This is a genomic window from Kitasatospora sp. CB01950, assembly GCF_001905465.1.
Classification (GTDB): domain Bacteria; phylum Actinomycetota; class Actinomycetes; order Streptomycetales; family Streptomycetaceae; genus Kitasatospora.
The window spans coordinates 73,857-92,967 of record NZ_LISX01000017.1 but is presented as its reverse complement, the minus strand read 5'-3'; the positions used below and the strand labels follow the sequence as shown (position 1 = coordinate 92,967).

At 71.4% G+C, this 19,111-nt stretch carries 19 protein-coding genes; 11 read left to right on the top strand and 8 right to left on the bottom strand.

The window, feature by feature from the left end:
• Positions 1-35 precede the first annotated feature (35 nt).
• From AMK19_RS30520 to AMK19_RS30505, 4 genes are all read right to left on the bottom strand, one after another.
• On the bottom strand, positions 36-1,103 hold the full coding sequence (locus tag AMK19_RS30520) for a ParB/Srx family N-terminal domain-containing protein (RefSeq protein WP_073817997.1): 1,068 nt from the start codon (positions 1,101-1,103) through the stop codon (positions 36-38).
• A gap of 233 nt (positions 1,104-1,336) precedes the next feature.
• Complete coding sequence (locus AMK19_RS30515) at positions 1,337-1,729, bottom strand: type II toxin-antitoxin system VapC family toxin (RefSeq protein ID WP_073817995.1); 393 nt, start codon at positions 1,727-1,729, stop codon at positions 1,337-1,339.
• Positions 1,726-2,007, bottom strand: a complete 282-nt coding sequence (locus AMK19_RS30510) for a hypothetical protein (protein ID WP_073817992.1) — start codon at positions 2,005-2,007, stop codon at positions 1,726-1,728. The genes AMK19_RS30515 and AMK19_RS30510 overlap by 4 nt, the downstream gene beginning before the upstream one ends.
• Before the next feature lie 260 nt (positions 2,008-2,267).
• Entirely contained in the window at positions 2,268-2,516 is a 249-nt protein-coding gene (locus AMK19_RS30505; protein WP_073817989.1) for a hypothetical protein, read from the bottom strand.
• A gap of 62 nt (positions 2,517-2,578) precedes the next feature.
• Here AMK19_RS30505 and AMK19_RS30500 point away from each other — a divergent pair, with 62 nt between their 5' ends.
• From AMK19_RS30500 to AMK19_RS30455, 10 genes are all read left to right on the top strand, one after another.
• A complete protein-coding gene (locus tag AMK19_RS30500; RefSeq protein ID WP_073817986.1) occupies positions 2,579-3,466 on the top strand; it encodes an LLM class flavin-dependent oxidoreductase in 888 nt (295 codons plus the stop codon).
• Between the two features lie 111 nt (positions 3,467-3,577).
• Positions 3,578-4,921, top strand: a complete 1,344-nt coding sequence (locus tag AMK19_RS30495) for a hypothetical protein (RefSeq protein WP_143200481.1) — start codon at positions 3,578-3,580, stop codon at positions 4,919-4,921.
• 199 nt (positions 4,922-5,120) lie between these two features.
• Positions 5,121-6,053, top strand: coding sequence for a hypothetical protein (locus AMK19_RS30490; RefSeq protein WP_073817981.1), 933 nt, complete (start codon positions 5,121-5,123; stop codon positions 6,051-6,053).
• Between the two features lie 34 nt (positions 6,054-6,087).
• Positions 6,088-7,020 carry a hypothetical protein gene (locus tag AMK19_RS30485; RefSeq protein ID WP_073817977.1) on the top strand — a complete coding sequence of 311 codons (933 nt, stop codon included), beginning with the start codon at positions 6,088-6,090 and terminating at the stop codon, positions 7,018-7,020.
• Positions 7,017-7,898, top strand: coding sequence for a hypothetical protein (locus AMK19_RS30480; RefSeq protein WP_073817973.1), 882 nt, complete (start codon positions 7,017-7,019; stop codon positions 7,896-7,898). The genes AMK19_RS30485 and AMK19_RS30480 overlap by 4 nt, the downstream gene beginning before the upstream one ends.
• Positions 7,895-8,875 (top strand): hypothetical protein, encoded by a 981-nt coding sequence (locus AMK19_RS30475; protein WP_073817971.1) that lies wholly within the window; start codon positions 7,895-7,897, stop codon positions 8,873-8,875. The genes AMK19_RS30480 and AMK19_RS30475 overlap by 4 nt, the downstream gene beginning before the upstream one ends.
• Before the next feature lie 154 nt (positions 8,876-9,029).
• Positions 9,030-10,094, top strand: coding sequence for an ABC transporter ATP-binding protein (locus AMK19_RS30470; RefSeq protein ID WP_073817967.1), 1,065 nt, complete (start codon positions 9,030-9,032; stop codon positions 10,092-10,094).
• Positions 10,091-10,987, top strand: coding sequence for an ABC transporter permease (locus tag AMK19_RS30465; RefSeq protein WP_073817963.1), 897 nt, complete (start codon positions 10,091-10,093; stop codon positions 10,985-10,987). The genes AMK19_RS30470 and AMK19_RS30465 overlap by 4 nt, the downstream gene beginning before the upstream one ends.
• 9 nt (positions 10,988-10,996) lie before the next feature.
• Entirely contained in the window at positions 10,997-11,911 is a 915-nt protein-coding gene (locus AMK19_RS30460; protein WP_073817960.1) for an ABC transporter ATP-binding protein, read from the top strand.
• 10 nt (positions 11,912-11,921) lie between these two features.
• Positions 11,922-12,638, top strand: a complete 717-nt coding sequence (locus AMK19_RS30455) for an ABC transporter permease (protein WP_073817957.1) — start codon at positions 11,922-11,924, stop codon at positions 12,636-12,638.
• 78 nt (positions 12,639-12,716) lie between these two features.
• Here the strand turns inward: AMK19_RS30455 and AMK19_RS30450 are convergent, their stop codons facing one another.
• Together AMK19_RS30450 and AMK19_RS30445 are read right to left on the bottom strand one after the other, a co-directional pair.
• Positions 12,717-13,961 (bottom strand): CynX/NimT family MFS transporter, encoded by a 1,245-nt coding sequence (locus AMK19_RS30450; RefSeq protein WP_073817954.1) that lies wholly within the window; start codon positions 13,959-13,961, stop codon positions 12,717-12,719.
• 60 nt (positions 13,962-14,021) lie between these two features.
• Positions 14,022-14,741: a FadR/GntR family transcriptional regulator gene (locus tag AMK19_RS30445; RefSeq protein ID WP_073817950.1), complete on the bottom strand. Its 720-nt coding sequence runs from the start codon at positions 14,739-14,741 to the stop codon at positions 14,022-14,024.
• Between the two features lie 323 nt (positions 14,742-15,064).
• On the opposite strand from AMK19_RS30445, the gene AMK19_RS30440 reads away from it, so the two are divergent.
• Positions 15,065-16,870, top strand: a complete 1,806-nt coding sequence (locus AMK19_RS30440) for an LCP family protein (protein ID WP_073817947.1) — start codon at positions 15,065-15,067, stop codon at positions 16,868-16,870.
• 72 nt (positions 16,871-16,942) lie between these two features.
• Here the strand turns inward: AMK19_RS30440 and AMK19_RS30435 are convergent, their stop codons facing one another.
• Both AMK19_RS30435 and serS read right to left on the bottom strand, forming a co-directional pair.
• Positions 16,943-17,755, bottom strand: coding sequence for an HAD family hydrolase (locus AMK19_RS30435; protein ID WP_073817944.1), 813 nt, complete (start codon positions 17,753-17,755; stop codon positions 16,943-16,945).
• A 38-nt stretch (positions 17,756-17,793) separates the two neighbouring features.
• The gene (serS, locus tag AMK19_RS30430) at positions 17,794-19,071 is read right to left on the bottom strand and encodes a serine--tRNA ligase (protein ID WP_073817940.1); all 1,278 of its coding nucleotides are present in this window, start codon (positions 19,069-19,071) and stop codon (positions 17,794-17,796) included.
• Between the last annotated feature and the right edge of the window lie 40 nt (positions 19,072-19,111).

Genomic DNA, 19,111 nt, shown 5'->3' with positions numbered 1-19,111 from the left:
TCCGCCGGCCCCCTTCGCGTGCGTCAACTACGGCCTCAGCCCAGGCCGTTGACCTTCCGGTACTCCAGCGCGTACGCCAGCTTGCCCGGCTTGGCGTCCGAGTACGGCTTGCTCAGCTTGTCGAACTCGCCCTTGTTGGCGGCCTTGCCGGCGTTCCACTGGTCCAGCGCGCCCAGATCGGCGGCGGTGAAGCCGGTGCCGATCACGGTGTTCTTCGGCAGCGCGGCCATCGTCTGGGTGGTGCTCTTCACGGCGGCCAGGTAGCTGGTCAGGTCCGAGCGGTTCCAGCCGGACAGGTCGACCGGCGAGGTGTCCCGGATCCAGCTGCCCCAGTAGAACTCCTGGAACGGCACCGAGTTCTGGGTGTAGCCGATGTCGCGGCCGAAGTAGAGCAGGCTGCGGTACTTGTCGTCCTTGAAGTTGGCCAGCCCGACCGAGGTCGGCAGCTTGTTGATCTTCACCGGCTTGCCCTGCGGGTCGCTCAGGTACACCCACTTGTTGGCCTGCATCTGCGCCCAGAAGTCCTTCTGGGTCAGCGTGCTCAGGTTCGCCAGCACCTTCAGCCGCACGTGCAGGTTCGCGCCGCCGTCCGGGGTCTCGTAGAACGAGGTCAGCGTGTGGTGACCGTCGGTCAGGAACGGCTCGCCGCCCGGGCCGATCACCACGGTCTTCATCGCGGCCTCGCTGTCCGCGGTCTCCCCGCCGACCGGCAGCGTGCAGGTGAACGAGGACGGGACGTCCAGCCGCGCGTTCGGCTGCACGGCGACCGCCTCGATCCGGCCGTCCGCCTCGCACCAGTCGCTGAACTTCTTGTTGACCGCGTCCTTGCCGAGCGTGTACCGGCCGAGCTTGTAGTACACCTCGTCGTAGCCCAGCGACGGCTGGGTCGGGTGGACGTCCCCGATCCGCACGTCCAACAGCTGCCCGGGCTTGGCGCACAGGTACCCGGCGAACGGCGTGTGCCGGTTGTCGTGCCCGCAGAACGACGGACGCTGCCCCGGCGCACCGGGCGCGGCCACCGCACTCGGCGCCGTTGCCGCAACACTGACCAGGGCCGCACCGACCGCCAACAGCGGCACTGCGGACGGGACTCGGAATCGCATGACACTCCCCGCGAACATGGCTGGATGTGCCCGCGAGCGTCGCAGCGCCCGGCCAACACCCGGCATCACCGCCATGACCCCCCGGAGAACGCGAATGAACGTTCCCCACCGGCCTCGTGCGGCCGGACTCGTGCCCGAGGCGGAAGCCCTACGGGTGATCGCGCCGTGCCCTGGTGAACCTCGCCTGTCGGCCGCCCGCGGCGAGTTCGCCGGGACGGGGTGGGTGCGGACGTTCAGATCGGTTCGACCGCGATGCGCGGGTGGCAGAGCCTGCGGAGGTCGTCCGTGTTGCTCGTGACAACGGTGACGTCTCCACGTTCGAGGTGGGTCGTGGCAGCGAGCATCGCGTCGATGGCGTACTTGTGGCCGTGCAGCCCTTCGGCCGCAAGAAGCTCGCTCGCGGCGCGTGCGATCTCCTCCGTGATGGGTCGCACCTTGACCAAGGAGAGGGCGTGGTCGAACGCCGACTGCGGCACTTTCGGGTCGCGGGCCTCGACCAGGGTCGCTGCACTGGTGACGACCAGCAGATCGAGGTTGCGGGCGACGTCCAGCCACACCGTCATGTCACGGTGGCGGCGGGAGAGTTTGGAGAGCGCCTCGCTGTCGAGAACGAGCGTTCCGCTCACGCGGCGTCCGCCGGAGCCGGATTGTCTCGGTGGGCCGCATGGTGGGCACGAATGCGGTCGGCTCCGGCCGTCACCTCGGCCGGGTCGACCGGGCCGTGCTCCGCTTCGGCAGTGGCGATGTACTCGTCGATGGCTTCGCGCTGAAGCTGCCGCTGTACGGCCTCCTCGATGTAGGAGGAGACACCCTGCTTCCCCGCACGTGCGCGGATCGCCTCCAGGGTCTCGGCACGCAAGGAGACGCTGGTGACACGGGTCTTTCCGGGGCGAGGCGCAGCCATGGGAAAAAGTGCAGTACATCACTTGTGAGAATTGCGCCTTCGGTGCTGTCGCCTCCGAGAAACGGACCGGGATCATGACAGCGGTTCACGTCATACGGGCACGGGCCACTCCACACCGGCCGCACCAGCAACTGGAGTTACGACGCGGCGATCGGTTGCGTGGGGTGACTCCTGAATCTCGGCGCCGGTACGCCGCCTACCGTTGAGATCCGGGCCCGGACGGTGGACGGGAGTTGGGATCGGACCCGCGATGCCCACACTCACACGGCGGCCGTTCCACTGCCCGGCTCGGACGAACCGAAGATCCTCGCGTGCGCGGCAGCGAGTTCCTCTTCGGTGAACGCGCCGTGTTCTTCTTCGTACTGGCGGAGTTCCTCGCCGAGCAACTGGTGCCTGATCTGCCTGGCCACCGCCTCGGCGACGTGACCGGAGACGTTGTCCGTGAGCCTCTTCAGCTCGGCCGCCTGCTCAGTGGGCAGGGTGACCGTGATGTGTGTAGTAGCCGCCACGAGGCAAGCATGCTGCCGGTATGCGCAGCTTGTCGGGCTTTCGCCGTCGTAGGGTCGCCCGTATGCGACTGAGCACGGTGATCCTCCCCATCCATCGGTGGGGCGAGGGGCAGAAGATCTGGCGGCGGGCCGAGGAGCTGGGGTTCCATGCGGCTTATACGTACGACCACCTGAGCTGGCGGAGCTTTCGGGACGAGCCGTGGTTCGGGTCGGTGCCGACGTTGACGGCGGCGGCGTGTGCGACCGAGCGGATGCGGCTGGGGACGTTGGTGACCTCGCCGAACTTCCGGCATCCGGTGACGTTGGCGAAGGAGCTGATCACGCTGGACGACGTGTCCGGCGGGCGGGTGACGCTGGGGATCGGGGCCGGCGGGACGGGGTTCGACGCGACGGCGATGGGGCAGGAGGCGTGGTCGCCGAAGGAGCGGGCCGACCGGTTGGGCGAATTCCTGCCGCTGCTGGACGAGTTGGTGCGGGAGGACGCGACGACGCGGGAGGGCGAGTACTACTCGGCGGTGGAGGCGCGGAACATCCCGGGCTGTGTGCAGCGGCCCCGGCTGCCGTTCTACGTGGCGGCGACCGGCCCGCGCGGGCTGCGGCTGGCGGCGGAGTTCGGGCAGGGCTGGGTGACGTACGGCGACCCGAAGGGGCCTGCCGACGTGCCGGTGGAGCGGGCGCCCGGCGTGATCGCGCAGCAGATCGAGAAGCTGACCGCGGCGTGCGAGCAACGGGGCCGGGACGTCGGCGAGTTGGAGAAGCTGCTGCTGCAGGGCTCGACGGCGGAGAAGCCGTTGGCGTCGCTGGGCGCGTTCGTCGACTGGGCGGGGACGTACCGCGAACTGGGTGTCACCGAGCTGGTGGTGCACTGGCCGGTGCCGGACTCGATCTTCGCAAGCGACCTGGCCGTTTTCGAGGAGATCGCCACCGAGGGCCTGAGCCAACTGGGCTGACTGATCGTCACCGAACGTGACGGGGGCCGCCGCCGGGGCGGTGGGTGGGGAGCCCTAGGCTCGTCGGAGTCCCGGGGCGGTCCCGGGGCGGTGGCCTCAGGAGGGGTACGGATGAGCGGGGACATCGGCGGTTCCGGGCAGCGGCCCGGCGGGCAGTGGGGGCAGGGGCAGCAGCCTCCCGGCCAGGGTCAGTGGCCGGGGTACGGGCAGCCCGGCCCGGGACCCGGCGGGTGGGGGCAGGGCCCGTGGGGGGCCGCGCCGGTCGCGCCGAAGCCCGGCGTGATTCCGCTGCGTCCGCTGTCGTTCGGCGAGATGTTCAGTGCCGTGTTCGACACCCTCCGTCGCGGCTTCAAGGCGCTGTACCTGCCGCTGTTGACGGTCGCGGGCATCGGCGCGGTGCCGGTGGTGCTGGTCTCGCTGATGCTCGTGGGCAACCTGCGCGACGCGCTCGACCGGCTGCCGGCCGACGAGGCGGACGTCACCGCCGGGCAGCTGTGGGACGTGATGAGCCCGGTGCTGCTGCTGGGCCTGGTGCTCGGACTGGTGCTGCTCGCCCAGTTCATGATCGCCGCCCCGCTGTCCGCGGTGGTGCTGCGGGCCGCGACGCTCGGCCGTCCGATCACGGTCGGTCAGGCCTGGAAGGAGATGCGGCCCCGGCTGTGGCCGGCGGTGCTGTCGCAGGCCATGGTGTACCTGCCGATGACGGTCTTCTACATCGCGGCGATCGGCGTCCCGTTCGCCCTCGGGGTGTGGCTCGACAACCCCGCGCTGCTGCTGCTGGACTTCCTGATGATCCCGGTCGTCCTGGTGGTCTTCTGCTACGTCACCGTCCGGCTGACCCTGCAGGTGCCGGTGCTGGTGCTGGAGGAGACCACGCCGGTCGGCGGCATCCGCCGCGCCTGGCGGCTCAACCAGGGCAACTGGTGGCGCAGCCTGCTGCTGACCGTGGTGGTGGCGATCGCCGGCCGGATCGCGGCCAACATCGTGATGGCCCCGCTCGGGATCGTGCTCGGCGGCATGATGCCGACCGTCGTCATCAACGACTCCGACCTGCAGCAGCCCGTCACGCTGCCCGGCGGCGGTGCGCTGACCGCCCTGGTGCTGGTCGCTTCGCTGCTCACGCTGCTGTTCAGCACGGTCACGGCGCCGCTCGGGGCGCTCGCCAACGGCGTGATGTACATCGACCGCCGGATTCGCAACGAGCGCCTCGACATCGCGCTGGCGGAGGCCGCCGGCATCCGACTGGCCGACCCCGCCGCGCCGGCCGCTCAGCCCGCGTCGAGCGCGCAGCCCGCCGCGCCCGCGCAGCCGGCTCCGGCGGCGCCCGGACAGCCGCCCGCGCAGCCGCCCGTGCCGCCCGCGCAGCGCGTCCCCGAGGAGGCGGTCGCAACGCCCGTCGATGCCCCGCCGGAGCAGCCTGCTCCGTTCACGAAGGATGACTCGGCCACGAGCTGATCCGGTCCCGGTTGCGGTTCGGTCACGGGCTGTCCGATTGGCTCTGGATTGCGGCAAATCGGCAGCCCTATCGTGTTGTTGACGGGCTCACAGGACTCCCATAATTCGTGCACCGCATGATGACACCGGCGTTCGGGCCGACCGGGGGGACGGCCCGTGGTGCCATGCGGTCGTCCATGCGCACTCTGGGGGGAGACCCTTGTCCGTTTCCGAACCGACCCCTGGTCAGGAGTCGGCCGCCGAGCCTGCCGACCGGCCGGCGGCCACCGAGCCCAACCCGTCGCCAGCCCCTACCCCGGCCGATCCCGAGCAGATCCTCACCGAGCAGACCGGCCCCGAGCAGGTCGACGTCGAGCAGGCCCTCACCACGCAGCCCGCCGCAGGCCGCGGCGGGCTGCCCCGGGCGGCCGGCGTGGCGCTCGCGGTGGCCGGCCTGCTCGCGGTGACCGCGACCAGCGCGGCCGTCACCGTCGCGGTCAGCAAGCCCGACCGGAAGGGCACGGTCGCCGCCGCCCCGGCGCCCACTGCGAGCGCCTCGGCCAGTGCGAGCGCCAGTGCCTCGCCCAGCCCGTCGCCCAGCAGCGCGCCCCCGTCCCCGACCGCGGTGCCGCGCCCGGCCAGCACGCTGCAGGGCAGCGTCTCCGGCGGCAAGCACAGCGGCGACCTGCGCTACTTCCTGCTGCCGGTGCCGGACAGCGCCGACCCGTACGGCTCGCCGGACGGCGCGATGCTGAGCATGGACGATCTCCAGGCGCAGTACGGCGACGACACCGACATCAAGTCGGTGCTGGACTCCTGGGGCTTCAAGGACGCCGCCGGCCGCACCTACCGCCTCCGGGACGGCAAGACCGAGGTGCGCGCGGAACTCAAGCGCTTCAGCCGTACCGACCGCGCGCAGGGCTTCGCGGACCACACCACCTTCAGCAAGGACGCGTTCGACATCGACGGGGTGTCGAACGCCAGGGGCTACGTCTTCAAGCCCAAGGAGCAGGCGTACACCGGTGAGCTGATCGGTATCGGCGTGGTCGGCGACGTGGTCTACGAGATCACCGTCGAGGTGCAGGGCGACCCCGACAAGGCGCTGCTCTTCGACGCCATGAAGCGCGAGCGCGACCGCCTCACCAACGGCTGACGGCCGTCCCGAACTCTTCTTCCAGGAGTACCAGTTGAGCACCGAGTCCACGGGCGCCGCGGAGCCCGGGGCGGACGCCGCCGTGCCGTCCGAACCCCCGACGACAGCCCCGCCCGTCGCCCCCGTTCCCGTCCCCGCCGACGTCCCCGCCGACGCCCCTGCCGACGCTTTCCCCGTCTCCCCCGCCTTCCCCGAAGCGCCGAGCGACTCGCCCGAGGCCTTCGGGCAGGTCGAGCTGCTCGCGGGGGGCGAGGAGCAGGAACCCGCGCGCAAGAAGCGGAAGTTCGGGGCGACCGCGCTGTTCCTGACCGCCGTGGTGGCCGGTCCGGTGATCGGCGGGGTGGTCGGCTACGGCATCCAGGCCTCCCGTCCGGCGACGCCGCTGCCGAAGCTGGCCGCGCCGAAGCTGCACTACTCGGCCGAGCGGATCGACGCCAAGGCGTTGGCGGCTTCGGGCCCGCAGCCGCTGAACATCGACGGCGATCTGCGCGACCTGCTGATCAAGCGTCCGGACAACACCACGGCCGAGACCGACGGCGACGGTGACGGCTGGCTGACCGCCGCCGACATCGCGGAGACCTACGGCGACAGCAGCTGGGAGATCAACGACCTGCTGGCCAACGGCTTCCGCCGGGCGGCGCAGGTCAGTTGGTCCAGCAATGACGTGAAGTACCGGGTCAACCTGATCCAGTACATGCCGGAGAACGTGAACAGGGCACCCGGCTCGATGCTGCCGCGCCACTCCAACGTGGACCTCTCGAAGATCCCGGGCAACGAGGACAGCCTGGTGATGGTCGCCAACAAGCCCGAAAAGTACGCGCGCAGCAGCCAGCAGTACTACTGGGCCGGGGCGATGGCCCGGAAGGGTACGTTGCTGATGAGCATCGAGGTCTTCTCCAAGAACAACCAGGTGGACCGGTCCCAGCTGGAGGACATCGCCAAGCGACAGTGGGAGCGGATCGCGTGACCGACATCGAATCCCCCGAGCCCGCTGCCACCGAGCAGCAGCCCGCCGTCGAGACGCCGAACGTCGAGACCGCGGCCCCCGAAACCGCCGAAACCGCCGGGACCGCCGGGACCGCCGAAGCCACCGAGACTGCCGAGGCCCCGGCCGCGAAGCCGCGTCGTACCGCGCTGAAGGCGGTCGCCGCGGTGGTCGTGGCGGCGCTGGTCGGCGTCGGCATCGGCGAGGCGATCATCAAGGTCCACTACAAGGAGACCGACGCCCCGGTGGCGGCGGCCCCCGCGCCGTCGGCGACCCCGACCCACGAGTTCGGTGCGAAGTCCAACGGCAACCACTTCGGCAGCCTGCGCGACCTGCTGCTGCCGCTGCCGTCCAGCTACCACCTGGGCCCGGACTACAAGTCGATCGGCAACGACAACGAGCTGCGCGACGCGGACCTGGACAAGGCGCTGAAGGAGACCCTCGCCGACGTTCCGGAGAAGTACCGGAAGGACGCCGAGAGCGCGCTGTCCTCGCTGCACATCCAGGGCATCGGCGCGCGCAGCATGGTCAGCCTGGGCAACCAGACCGTGATCACGTTGGTGCTGAGCCAGTTCAACCAGCAGGCGGTGGCTGCGGAGAACAGCTCGTGGGGCAAGTGGTACACCGACAACGAGCTGTACCGGGTGGGCCCGGGCGTCGCCGGACACGGCGAGGCGCACTGCGCGCTGCCGACGCTGAAGGCGGGCGACCAGCTCGACTACCTGCAGTGCTACGCCGGCGTGGGCGACATGCTGGTGCAGATGGAGGTCGCCGGGGTCGCGCCCCTCGACCAGAACAAGGTCGTCGACCTGTTCCGTCAGCAACTCGACCGACTGGCCGTCCCGGGAGCCTCCGCATGAGCACTGACACCACCCCGAACCCCGAGCCGTCCGAGCCCGTCGAGCCCACTGCGCCCGTCGAGCCCACCGGGTCGGCCGACCCGACCGACCCGGACACGGCCCCCGAAACGGCCCCCGAAACGGCCGGTGACGCCGTCGCAGCCCCGAAGCCGGACCGCAAGCGGGCCTGGCAGGTCGGCGCCGCGCTGCTGCTGACGCTGGTGACCGGCGCGGCCACCGCCGTCGCGGTGACCCTGCCGGACCGCACCGACCTGCCCGGCCTGGCCACGCCGAACGACGGCCGGTACACCTTCCCGGAACTGACGCTGCCGCCGCTGCCGGCGGGCGCCTCGGCCCCGGCCGAGTACAAGATCAAGACGCACGCCGCCGACCTGCGGGGGCTGCTGCTGCCGCTGCCCAAGGGCGCCGTCGGCACCGGCCCGTCCGCCGCCCCGAGTGCCACCGGGTCGGCGTCGCCGTCCGCGAGCCCGAGCCCGAGCGCATCCGAGTCGGCGAATGCGAGCGTCTCCGCGAGTGCGTCCGCGAGCCTGCCGCCGGTGGCGGGCCGGTGGATGCCGTGCGACCTGGACATGATGCTGGCCAAGGACGAGTCGTACGGCCAGTGGCTGATCAGCGACGCCTGCCGGGGTGCGGCCGCCCAGGGCTGGACCGCCAAGGACGGCACCCGCACCGAACTGCGGCTGATCCATTTCGGCTCGCAGGACGAGGCCGGCCACTTCTTCTCGTCCGTGAACCTGATGCCCGCCACCAAGGACATCGAGAACTCGCAGACCGATTTCAAGGGCAACTACGCCGTGGCGCTCGGCCAGGTCAACGTGCGGCTCTCGGACGCGGAGGCCGACGGCGTGCCCACCGGACGGATCGGCTGGGTGCAGTGCGGCGACGTGGTCGCGCTGGTCCAGATGACCAACCCGCACGGCGTCCCGAGCCAGGCGTTCCACCAGGTGGTACTGCTGCAGAGCAGCCTGTTGGTCTGAACGGCCCGACCGCAGAGGTGAGTTGACGAATCGACGCCCCGGCCCTGCCCCCGGTACCCCTAGGGGGTGGGGCCGGGGCGTCATCCCGTGGGCTGACTGAACATCGGCCGCTCAGCTCATTACGCGCCCGGGCGGCCGGGGCTAACTTGAGACCGTGTCCACAGTCATCAAGACGGACGGCCTCACCAAGAGGTTCCCCCGGGTCACCGCCCTCGACCGGCTCACCGTGGAAGTGCAGCCCGGCGTGGTCGGACTGGTCGGAGCGAACGGCGCGGGCAAGTCCACCCTCATCAAGATTCTGCTCGGGCTGTCCCCGGCCACCGAAGGCACCGGTCAGGTGCTCGGCCTGGACATCGCCACCCAGGGCGCGGAGATCCGCGAACGGGTCGGCTACATGCCCGAGCACGACTGCCTGCCACCGGACGTGTCCGCCACCGAGTTCGTGGTGCACATGGCCCGGATGTCCGGCCTGCCCGCCGCCGCCGCCCGCGAGCGCACCGCCGACACGCTGCGCCACGTCGGCCTGTACGAGGAGCGCTACCGCCCGATGGGCGGCTACTCGACCGGCATGAAGCAGCGCGTGAAGCTCGCCCAAGCCCTGGTCCACGACCCGCAGTTGGTGCTGCTGGACGAGCCGACCAACGGCCTCGACCCGGTCGGCCGGGACGAGATGCTCGGCCTGATCCGCCGCGTCCACACCGACTTCGGCATCTCGGTGCTGGTCACCACCCACCTGCTGGGCGAGCTGGAGCGCACCTGCGACCACCTGGTGGTGATCGACGGCGGCAAGCTGCTGCGGTCCTCCTCCACCGCCTCGTTCACCCAGGCCACCCAGCTGCTCGCGGTCGAGGTCACCGACCACCCCACCGACCGGGCCTTCGACTCCGAGACGGTGCTGCGCGAGCGCCTGACCGCCGCCGGGCTGCGGGTGCGCGCCGACGGCAGCCGCATCCTGCTGGTGGAACTCGCCGGCGACGACACCTACGACACCGTCCGCGACACCGTGGACGACCTCGGCCTCGGCCTGATCCGGCTGGAGCAGCGCCGCCACCGGGTCGCCGAGATCTTCAGCACCCGCCTCGACGAGAACGACGAGAACGACGAGAACGACCAGCACGGCGGGAACGACGAGCACGGCGAGCACGGCGGGACCGGCGAGGAGCACGAGGAGCACGAGCAGCAGGCCGCGGCCGTGCCGGCAGGAGGCGAGCAGGCATGACCACCCCCGCCCAGTCCCACCGCGGTGTCATCCACGACATCGGCTACCGCCCGTACACCGGGCCCCGGTTGGGCCGCCGCTACGCCACCCGCTCGCTGTACGTGCAGGGCCTGCGCGCCGCGTTCGGCCTCGGCCGCTCCGGCAAGTCCAAGGTGCTGCCGTTCCTGCTGTTCGGCGGGCTGGTTCTCCCGACGATGGCGATCATCGCCATCGTGGCGTTCGCCGGCCTGAAGCAGATGCCGATGGACTACACCGAGTACCTGTCGTACTTCGGCGTCCTGGCGCAGATCTTCCTGGCCGCGCAGGCCCCCGTGCTGATGTCCCGCGACCTGCGCCACCACGTCGTGCCGCTGTACTTCTCCCGGCCGGCCAGCCGCGGCGACTACGTGGCCGCCAAGTTCGCCTCCATGTTCAGCGCGCTGATGATCCTCCTGACGCTGCCGCTGCTGGTGCTGTTCCTCGGCGCGATGCTCAACAGCTTCCCGTTCGGCGAGAACCTGGCCCACCTCTGCTACGGCCTGGTCGCCGCCGTCCTGTACGCGCTGCTGTACTCCGCGCTGGGCCTCGCGATCGCCGCCGCCACCCCGCGCCGCGGCTTCGGCGTCGCCGCCATCATGGGCGGCCTGATGATCACCAGCGGGCTCGCGCAGATCGTCCGCGGTCTGACCGGTGGCTTCAGCTCCGTCCCGTCCGAGTCCTCGCACTGGGCCGAGTTGATCTCGCCGACCCGGACCATCGAGGGTCTGGTCAACAAGGTCTTCGGCACCGGCGGCGACAACTTCGACAAGATGCTCGCCCCCGGCACCACCGGCGTGCTGGTGTACGCCGCGGTGATCGTCCTCCTCACGGCCGGCAGCTACGCGCTGACGCTGCGCCGCTACCGGAACGTCTGAGAGGCAGCCATGGCCGTCATCACCATCGACAAGGTCTCCCGCTGGTTCGGCAACGTGGTCGCCGTCAACGACGTCACCATGACCATCGGACCGGGCATCACCGGCCTCCTCGGCCCCAACGGCGCCGGAAAGTCCACCCTCATCCACATGATGAGCGGCTTCCTCGCCCCCTCCTCCGGCGCGGTCACCCTGGACGGCGCGCCGATCTGGCGCAACCAGCAGGTCTACCGGCAGATCGGCCTGGTCCCCGAGAAGGAGTCGATGTACGACTACCTGACGGGCTGGGAGTTCGTCCTCGCCAACGCCGAACTGCACGGCCTCGCCGACCCCGGCGCCGCTGCCGAGCGGGCCCTCGCGCTGGTCGAGATGGAGTACGCCCAGGAACGCCAGACCGGCACCTACTCCAAGGGCATGAAGCAGCGCGTCAAGATGGCCTCCGCGCTGGTCCACGACCCGGCGGTGCTGCTGCTGGACGAGCCGTTCAACGGCATGGACCCGCGCCAGCGCCTCCAACTCATGGACCTGCTGCGCCGGTTCGGCGCCGACGGGCGCACCGTGCTGTTCTCCTCGCACATCCTCGAAGAGGTCGAGCAACTCGCCCGGCACATCGAGGTGGTGGTGGCCGGACGGCACGCCGCATCCGGCGACTTCCGCGAGATCCGCCGCCTGATGACCGACCGTCCGCACCGCTACCTGGTGCACTCCAGCGACGACCGGCAGCTGGCCGCCGCGCTGATCGCGGACGGCTCCACCGCCGGCGTCGAGTTCGACGCCGGCGAGGGCCTGCGCATCCAGGCGGTCGACTTCCAGGGTTTCACCACGCTGCTGCCCAAGGTCGCCCGCGAGGCCGGCATCCGGCTGTACACCGTCTCCCCGGCCGACGAGTCGCTGGAAAGCGTCTTCTCGTACCTGGTCTCGTCCTGAAGGGCCCCCGATGAACACCACCGTCGCCAGGCTCACCGCGCGCGGCCTGTTCGGCCGCCGGCGCATCCTGATCCTGCTGGCCGTCCCGGTCATGCTGCTGGTCATCGCGGTGATCGCCCGCAACAGCGCCATCGACAAGCTGGAACTCGCGCACAGCATCCTCGGCAGCCTCGCCCTGGGCACGCTGGTCCCGATCACCGGCCTGATCACCGGCACCGGCGTGATCGCCACCGAGATCGAGGACGGCTCGATCGTCTACCTGCTGTCCAAGCCGCTGCCGCGCTGGAAGATCGTCACCACCAAGCTGGCCGTCGCCGTCGGCGCCAGCTGGCTGCTCGCCGCCCTGCCGACCTACCTGGCCGGCCTGATCCTGTACGGGACCGCGGACGGCATCGCGGCCGGCTACGCGCTCGGCACCCTGGTCGCCGGCACCGCCTACAGCGCGCTGTTCCTGCTGCTCGGCGTGGTCACCCGGCACGCCGTGATCGCCGGTCTCGCGTACGCGCTGATCTGGGAGAGCCTGATCGGCAACTACGTCGAGGGCGCCCGCACCCTGTCCGTCCAGCAGTGGGGCCTGTCGCTGACCAAGGCGATCGCCGCCGACGGCGCCGTCACCGCCCCGGTCGGACTGACCACCGCGGTCTGGCTGCTGATCGTCGCCGCCGTCGGCGCGACCGCGCTGGCCTCGGTCAAGCTGTCCGGCCTCACCCTCAACGGCGAGGAGTAGCACGCCGGTTGTGCGAAACGGCGGGGACGGCTGCGTGCCGTCCCCGCCGTTCGTTGTTCGTCGTTCGTGGTGTGCCGGTCAGAGCGTGCGGTCGCGGCCCGCACCCCAGCCGGCCACCGCCGCCACTACGGCCAGCGCCAGCATCACGATCAGCGTCGCGTCCCAGCTGCCGGTCAGCTGCTTCAGGGTGCCGCCGCCGACCGGGCCGGCCGCCGCCACCAGGTAGCCCACCGCCTGGCTCATCCCGCCGAGCCGGGCCGCGCCCAGCACGCTGTCGGTGCGCAGCACGATGAACGCCAGGCCCAAGCCCAGCGAGCCGCCCTGCGCCAGGCCCAGCACCGTCGCCGAGAACCAGGCACCCGACACCGGGGCCAGCAGCAGCCAGGCGATGCCGGCCGCGTTCAGCCCGGCCATCGCCAGCGCCAGCCCGCGCTGCCGGGTCATCCGGCCCGCCATCAGCGGCACCAGGAACGCGCCGACCACCTGCACCAGGTTGCTGAACGCGAACACCAGACCGGCCTCGCCGCGCGCCATCCCGTGGTCGGACAGGATGGTCGGCATCCACGCCACCAGCGTGTACACCAGCAGCGAGGAGATGCCCATGAAGGCGCTGATCTGCCACGCCAGAGGGGACTTCCACGGGCTGACGGCGGGCCGCTGCGGCACCGCCGCCGGGGCCACCCGCAGCGGCTCGGTCGGAGTCTGCCGGGCCTTCAGCACCTGCGGCAGCCAGGCCACGGCGGCGACCAGCGCCAGCACCGACCAGGCGCCCAGCGAGGCCTGCCAGCCGCCGCCCAGGGCGTGCTCCAGCGGCACCGACAGCGCGGCCGCCATGGTCGCGCCGACCAGCATGGTGGTCGAGTAGACGCCGGTCATCATGGCCGCCCGGTGCGGGAACTCCCGCTTCACCAGGCCGGGCAGCGACACGTTCAGCACCGCGATCGCCACGCCGATCACCACGCAGCCCGCGTACAGCGTCGCCACCGACGGCAGCACCCGCAGCAGCACGCCCGCGCCCAGTGCCAGCACCGCGCCCAGCACCACCCGCTCGGTGCCGAACCGGCGGGTCAGCCGCGGCGTCAGCGGCGCGCCCGCACCCTGGAACAGCACCGGCACCGTGGTGATCAGGCCGCTGGCCGCCGCCGACAGGCCGAAGGTGTGCTGGATCTCCGCCACCATCGGCGAGACCGCCGCCAGGCAGGCGCGCATGTTCAGGGCCACCAGCACGATCCCCGTCAGCAGCAGGGCGGGGTGGGCGAACCGGGCGGTTCGGGTACCGACCTTCTGGTCGAGGACAGGCTGCGCGGTACGAGTTGCCGACATGGCGGGGCTGACTCTCTGTGCGGGTGAACGAAGAAGGGAGGACCGGGCAGTCGGCGTGCGCTACTTGCGCGCGGCGATCTCGGCGAGCAACTGCTCGACCGCCGCCGTCGGCTCCGCCAGCAGCTCCCGACAGGCCGCCTCGGCCCGCTCCGGGTCACCGCTCTCGATCGCGTCGACCAGCGCCGCGTGGGTGCCGATCGCCACCTCGGGCATCTCGTGGTCGCCGAACGCCGCGCGCATCGACTCCCGCACCGAGGCCCCGAAGTACCGGTACACCTCGGTCAGCGCGGGGTTGTGCGCCGCCTCCACCACTGCCGTGTGGAACTCCAGGTCGTGCTCGACGGTGGCCTCCCGGCCGGCCCGCTCGGGGTGTGCGGCCATCACTTCGGCCTCCCGGGCCAGCGCCGCCCGCATCCGGGCCAGGTCGTCAGGGGTGTGCCGCTCGGCGGCCAGCCGGGCCGCCTCGGTCTCCAGCGCGGCACGCACCTCCAGCACGTCCCGCACCCCCGAGCGCTGCACGCCGCGCAGCACCGACGCCGGGTCGCTGGTCGAGCGGACGAACGTCCCCTCGCCCTGCCGGGAGACCAGCATCCCCGCATGCACCAGCACCCGGATCGCCTCCCGCACGGTGTTGCGCCCGACCCGCAGCCGCTCGGCGAGCTCGTGCTCGGTCGGGATTCGCGACCCCACCGGCCAAGCGCCGGCCGCGAGTTGCTCGCGCAGCTGCTCGATCGCCTCGTCCACCAGCGAACGCCGCCCGGCCGCTTGCAATCCCTCCACGGCGGGTTCCCTTCTCGTTCACAGATCGACGTCGGTCATCCTACAACTCCTTGTCCGGTCATCCTACAACCACCCCTGGCGTGCGGAAATGCCGCACCGGCACGGTGCGGGGCGGCGTCGCGGGCGCGGTGGAGTCTGATGTCTCACACGGAGAACGGGAACCGGCGGTCAGTACGCGGCGTTCCAGAGCACGGAGTGGTGCCCGGGCCGTGACTTTCGAAATGATCCCTTTATATGCTCCGCTCTCTAGCTACTTCCGTCCGCCCAGCAGACGGAGCGGTTGCTGAGGCGCCCGACGGCCGCCTCCGGCGAAGGGTGCAGGTATGGCAGGCCAGAGGGCGGGGGCGTCCGACGCGAACGCCGGCTGGTGGGAGAACGAGCCGCCGCAAAGCGACGCCCACCGGCAGGACCCACCGCCCGCGGGAGTGCCGCGCCGCCGCGCGGGCAGCCACGACGACCAGGCGGCCGGCGGCCGGGCCGGGGGCCGTCGGGCCCAGGGCCGCGGCTCCGCCGCCACCCCGCCGCGCAGCGGGCGACGGGCGGCCTCCGCTTCCGCCGCCGAGCCGGAGACCGAGTCGTCGGGCGGGTCGGGGGCGGGGTCGGGCGGCCGGGGCGGGTCACGCCGGGCGGCCGCGCAGGGGCGTCGCAAGCCCCGCAAGGCCAAGAAGATCATCATCTGGTCGCTGGTCGGCGCCTCCGTCGCCGTGGTCGGCACCGGCGGCTACGTCTACTGGCGGCTGAACGGCAACATCTCGGCCTTCGACGGCGAAGGCATCAGCAAGGACCGCCCGGAGGCCGCCGCGGCCGACTCCGAGGGCCGCCGCCCGATGAACATCCTGCTGATCGGCTCCGACTCGCGCGACGGCGCCAACAAGGACCTCGGCGGCGGCGACGAGGGCGGCGCCCGCTCCGACACCACGATCCTGTTGCACGTCTACGCCGACCACAAGCACGCCGTCGGCGTCTCGTTCCCCCGCGACGCCATGGTCAGCATCCCCAGGTGCATGCTGCCGAACAAGAGTTGGACCAAGCCGCAGACCAGCGCCATGTTCAACGGCGCCTTCTCGGTCGGCGGCACCGAGCAGGGCAACCCGGCCTGCACCCAGAACACCGTCGAGGCCCTCACCGGCCTGCGGGTCGACCACACCATGGTGGTCAACTTCGAGGGCTTCGCCGCGATGACCAAGGCCGTCGGCGGCGTCGAGGTCTGCCTGCCCAACCCGATCCACGACTACGACCTGAACCCCAAGCTGCCCAAGACCGGAGGCAAGGAGATCTACCCCAAGGGCGTGCAGAAGGTCGAGGGCCAGGCCGCCCTCGACTACGTCCGGCTCCGGCACGGCATCGGCGACGGCTCCGACGTCGGCCGGATGAAGCGCCAGCAGGCCTTCCTGTCCCAGTTGATGAAGACGGTCAAGACCAAGGGCATGAGCCCGACCAACCTGCTGCCGCTGGCCGACGCCGCCACCAAGTCGCTCACCGTCGACCCCGGCCTGGCCGGCGTCGACAAGCTGCTCGACCTGGGGACGTCCCTCAAGGACATCGACCTGCACGACATCAAGTTCATCACCACCCCCTGGCACTACGACGGGAACCGGATCGGCCTCAACCACCCCGAGGTCGACCAGCTGTGGGCCGCCCTCAAGGCCGACCGCACCCTCGACGGCACGGACGCCTCCGGCGGCCAGAGCCCCGCTCCGAGCGAATCCGCCGCTCCGTCCTCCAGCGCCCCCGCCACCCCGGTCAACGGCACCGGCATCAAGGTCGGCGTCTTCAACGGCAGCGGCGCCGCCGGCCTCGGCAACAAGGCCGCCGGCGCCCTGAAGGCCGCGAACTTCACCGTCACCGCCACCGGCAACGCCAGCAGCCAGAACCACGCCACCACCGTGGTCCAGTACGGCTCCGGCCAGAAGGCCAACGCGGAGGCCGTCGCCTCGCTGTTCCCCGGCGCCACCGTCGAGGCCGGCTCCACCGCCGGCATCTCGCTGATCCTCGGCAAGGACTACGCCGCGAGCGCCGGCAACGGCCAGGGCGGCACCACCCCCGACCCGGGCCCGCTGTCGTCCGCCGTCTCCAACGACGCCCGCTCCGCCGACGAGGACCCCTGCTCCAACGTCAGCTACGGCTGACCGGCCCCCCGCAGCACACGAAAGCGCCACCGGCACTCGGCCGGTGGCGCTTTCGCCGCTCTTTCGGAGGGATCAGAGGCCGAAGACCCGGTCCAGCACCGCGGCGACGCCGTCCTCGTCGTTGGAGACCGTCACCTCGTCGGCGACCGCCAGCAGCTCCCGGTGGGCGTTGCCCATCGCCACGCCGTGCGCGGCCCAGCGGAGCATCGGTATGTCGTTCGGCATGTCGCCGAACGCGATCGTCCCGGCGGCGGTGACGCCCAGCCGGCGTGCCGCCAGGGACAGGCCGGTCGCCTTGGTCAGGCCCAGCGGCAGCAGCTCGACGATGCCGTCGCCCGCCATCACCACGCCGACCAGCCGGCCGGCCACCGAGCGGGCGGCGTCGGCCAGTTGATCGTCCGTCAACTCCGGGTGCTGGATGTACAGCTTGCTGACCGGCGCGGTCAGCAACTGCTCCGGGGCGACCTCGCGCACCGGCAGCCCGGTGGCGATCCGCAGCTGGAAACCGGGCCCCGTGACGACCTCGCCGTCCAGACCGTCCTGGTTGGCGGCGACCGCCACCGGACCGACCTCGGCCTCGATCGCGGCGAGTGCCAGCGCGGCCAGCTGCCGGTCCAGGGTGACCGAGGTGAGCAGCTTGTGCGCGCCCGCGTCGTACACCTGCGCGCCCTGCCCGCAGACCGCGATCCCGGTGTAGCCGATCTCGTCCAGCACCGGCTTCGTCCAGCCCGCCGAGCGGCCGGTGACGATGATGTGCTGCGCCCCGAGCGCCGTGACGGCGGCCAGGGCCTCCCGGGTGCGGGCGGAGACGCTCTCGGCGCTGGTGAGCAGCGTCCCGTCCAGATCGGTGGCGACCAGCCGGTAGGGCAGGGCGTCGGTGCTCATGCGCGAAGTGCTCCAGGTGCTCCGGGACGGACGGGCGGTTACTTGGCCGCGGGCTCCAGCACGGCCTTCCCGCCGAGGAACGGCCGCAGCGCCTCGGGCAGGACCACCGAGCCGTCCGCCTGCTGGTGGTTCTCCAGCAGCGCGACGATGACCCGGGGCACGGCCACCAGGGTGCCGTTGAGGGTGGCGACCGGGCGGACGCCGTCCTTGTCGCGCATCCGGATGGAGAGCCGGCGGGCCTGGTACTCGGTGGTGTTGGAGGTCGAGGTGACCTCGCGGTACTTGCCCTGGGTGGGGATCCACGCCTCGATGTCGAACTTGCGGGCGGCGGACGCGCCGAGGTCGCCGGAGGCGACGTCGATCACCCGGTAGGGCAGCTCCAGCGCGTTCAGGAAGTCCTTCTCCCACTGGAGCAGGCGGCGGTGCTCGGCCTCGGCGTCCTCGGGGGTGGTGAAGACGAACATCTCCACCTTCTCGAACTGGTGGACCCGGATGATGCCGCGGGTGTCCTTGCCGTAGGTGCCGGCCTCGCGACGGAAGCAGGACGAGAAGCCCGCGTACCGCATCGGCAGCTTCTCGCCGTCCAGGATCTCGTCCATGTGGTAGGCGGCCAGCGGGACTTCACTGGTGCCGACCAGGTAGCGGTCGTCGTCCTCGAGGTAGTAGACGTTCTCGGCGGCCTGGCCGAGGAAGCCGGTGCCGTCCATCGCCGCGGGGCGGACCAGCGCCGGGGTGATCATCGGGGTGAAGCCGGCCGCGGAGGCCTGCGCCATCGCCATGTTGACCAGGGCCAGTTCGAGCAGCGCGCCCGGGCCGGTCAGGTAGTAGGAACGGGCGCCGGCCACCTTCGCGCCGCGCTCGGTGTCGATCGCGCCGAGCAGCTGGCCGAGTTCGACGTGGTCGCGGGGTTCGAAGCCCTCCGCGGCGAAGTCGCGCGGGGTGCCGATCTCCTCAAGGGTGACGAAGTCCTCCTCGCCGCCGACCGGGGCGGCCGGGTCGATCAGGTTCGCCAGCGCGCGCTGCAGCCGGTCGGCCTCCTCCTTCGCCTCGCTCTGCGCGGCGTCGGCGGCCTTCACCTCGGCGGCCAGCTCCTTGGTGCGGGCCAGCAGGGCGGACTTCTCCTCGCCCTTGGCGGCGGCGACCTGCTTGCCCAGCTGCTTCTGCTCGCTGCGCAGTTCGTCGAAGCGGGTGCCGGCCGCGCGGCGGCGTTCGTCGGCGGAGAGCAGGGCGTCGACCAGGTCGACGTCCTCACCACGGGAGCGCTGCGAAGTGCGTACGCGGTCCGGGTCTTCACGGAGCAGGCGAAGGTCGATCACGGATCAAGCCTACCGGCCGGGGCGGGGCCGGAATCCGGCC

Bases quoted from the DNA above. Each gene is read 5' to 3' on its own strand.
- AMK19_RS30520 (WP_073817997.1), bottom strand. From the start codon at position 1,103: ATGCGATTCCGAGTCCCGTCCGCAGTGCCGCTGTTGGCGGTCGGTGCG.
- AMK19_RS30510 (WP_073817992.1), bottom strand. From the start codon at position 2,007: ATGGCTGCGCCTCGCCCCGGAAAGACCCGTGTCACCAGCGTCTCCTTG.
- AMK19_RS30500 (WP_073817986.1), top strand. From the start codon at position 2,579: ATGCGACTGAGCACGGTGATCCTCCCCATCCATCGGTGGGGCGAGGGG.
- AMK19_RS30495 (WP_143200481.1), top strand. From the start codon at position 3,578: ATGAGCGGGGACATCGGCGGTTCCGGGCAGCGGCCCGGCGGGCAGTGG.
- AMK19_RS30475 (WP_073817971.1), top strand. From the start codon at position 7,895: ATGAGCACTGACACCACCCCGAACCCCGAGCCGTCCGAGCCCGTCGAG.
- AMK19_RS30465 (WP_073817963.1), top strand. From the start codon at position 10,091: ATGACCACCCCCGCCCAGTCCCACCGCGGTGTCATCCACGACATCGGC.
- AMK19_RS30460 (WP_073817960.1), top strand. From the start codon at position 10,997: ATGGCCGTCATCACCATCGACAAGGTCTCCCGCTGGTTCGGCAACGTG.
- AMK19_RS30455 (WP_073817957.1), top strand. From the start codon at position 11,922: ATGAACACCACCGTCGCCAGGCTCACCGCGCGCGGCCTGTTCGGCCGC.
- AMK19_RS30450 (WP_073817954.1), bottom strand. From the start codon at position 13,961: ATGTCGGCAACTCGTACCGCGCAGCCTGTCCTCGACCAGAAGGTCGGT.
- AMK19_RS30440 (WP_073817947.1), top strand. From the start codon at position 15,065: ATGGCAGGCCAGAGGGCGGGGGCGTCCGACGCGAACGCCGGCTGGTGG.
- AMK19_RS30435 (WP_073817944.1), bottom strand. From the start codon at position 17,755: ATGAGCACCGACGCCCTGCCCTACCGGCTGGTCGCCACCGATCTGGAC.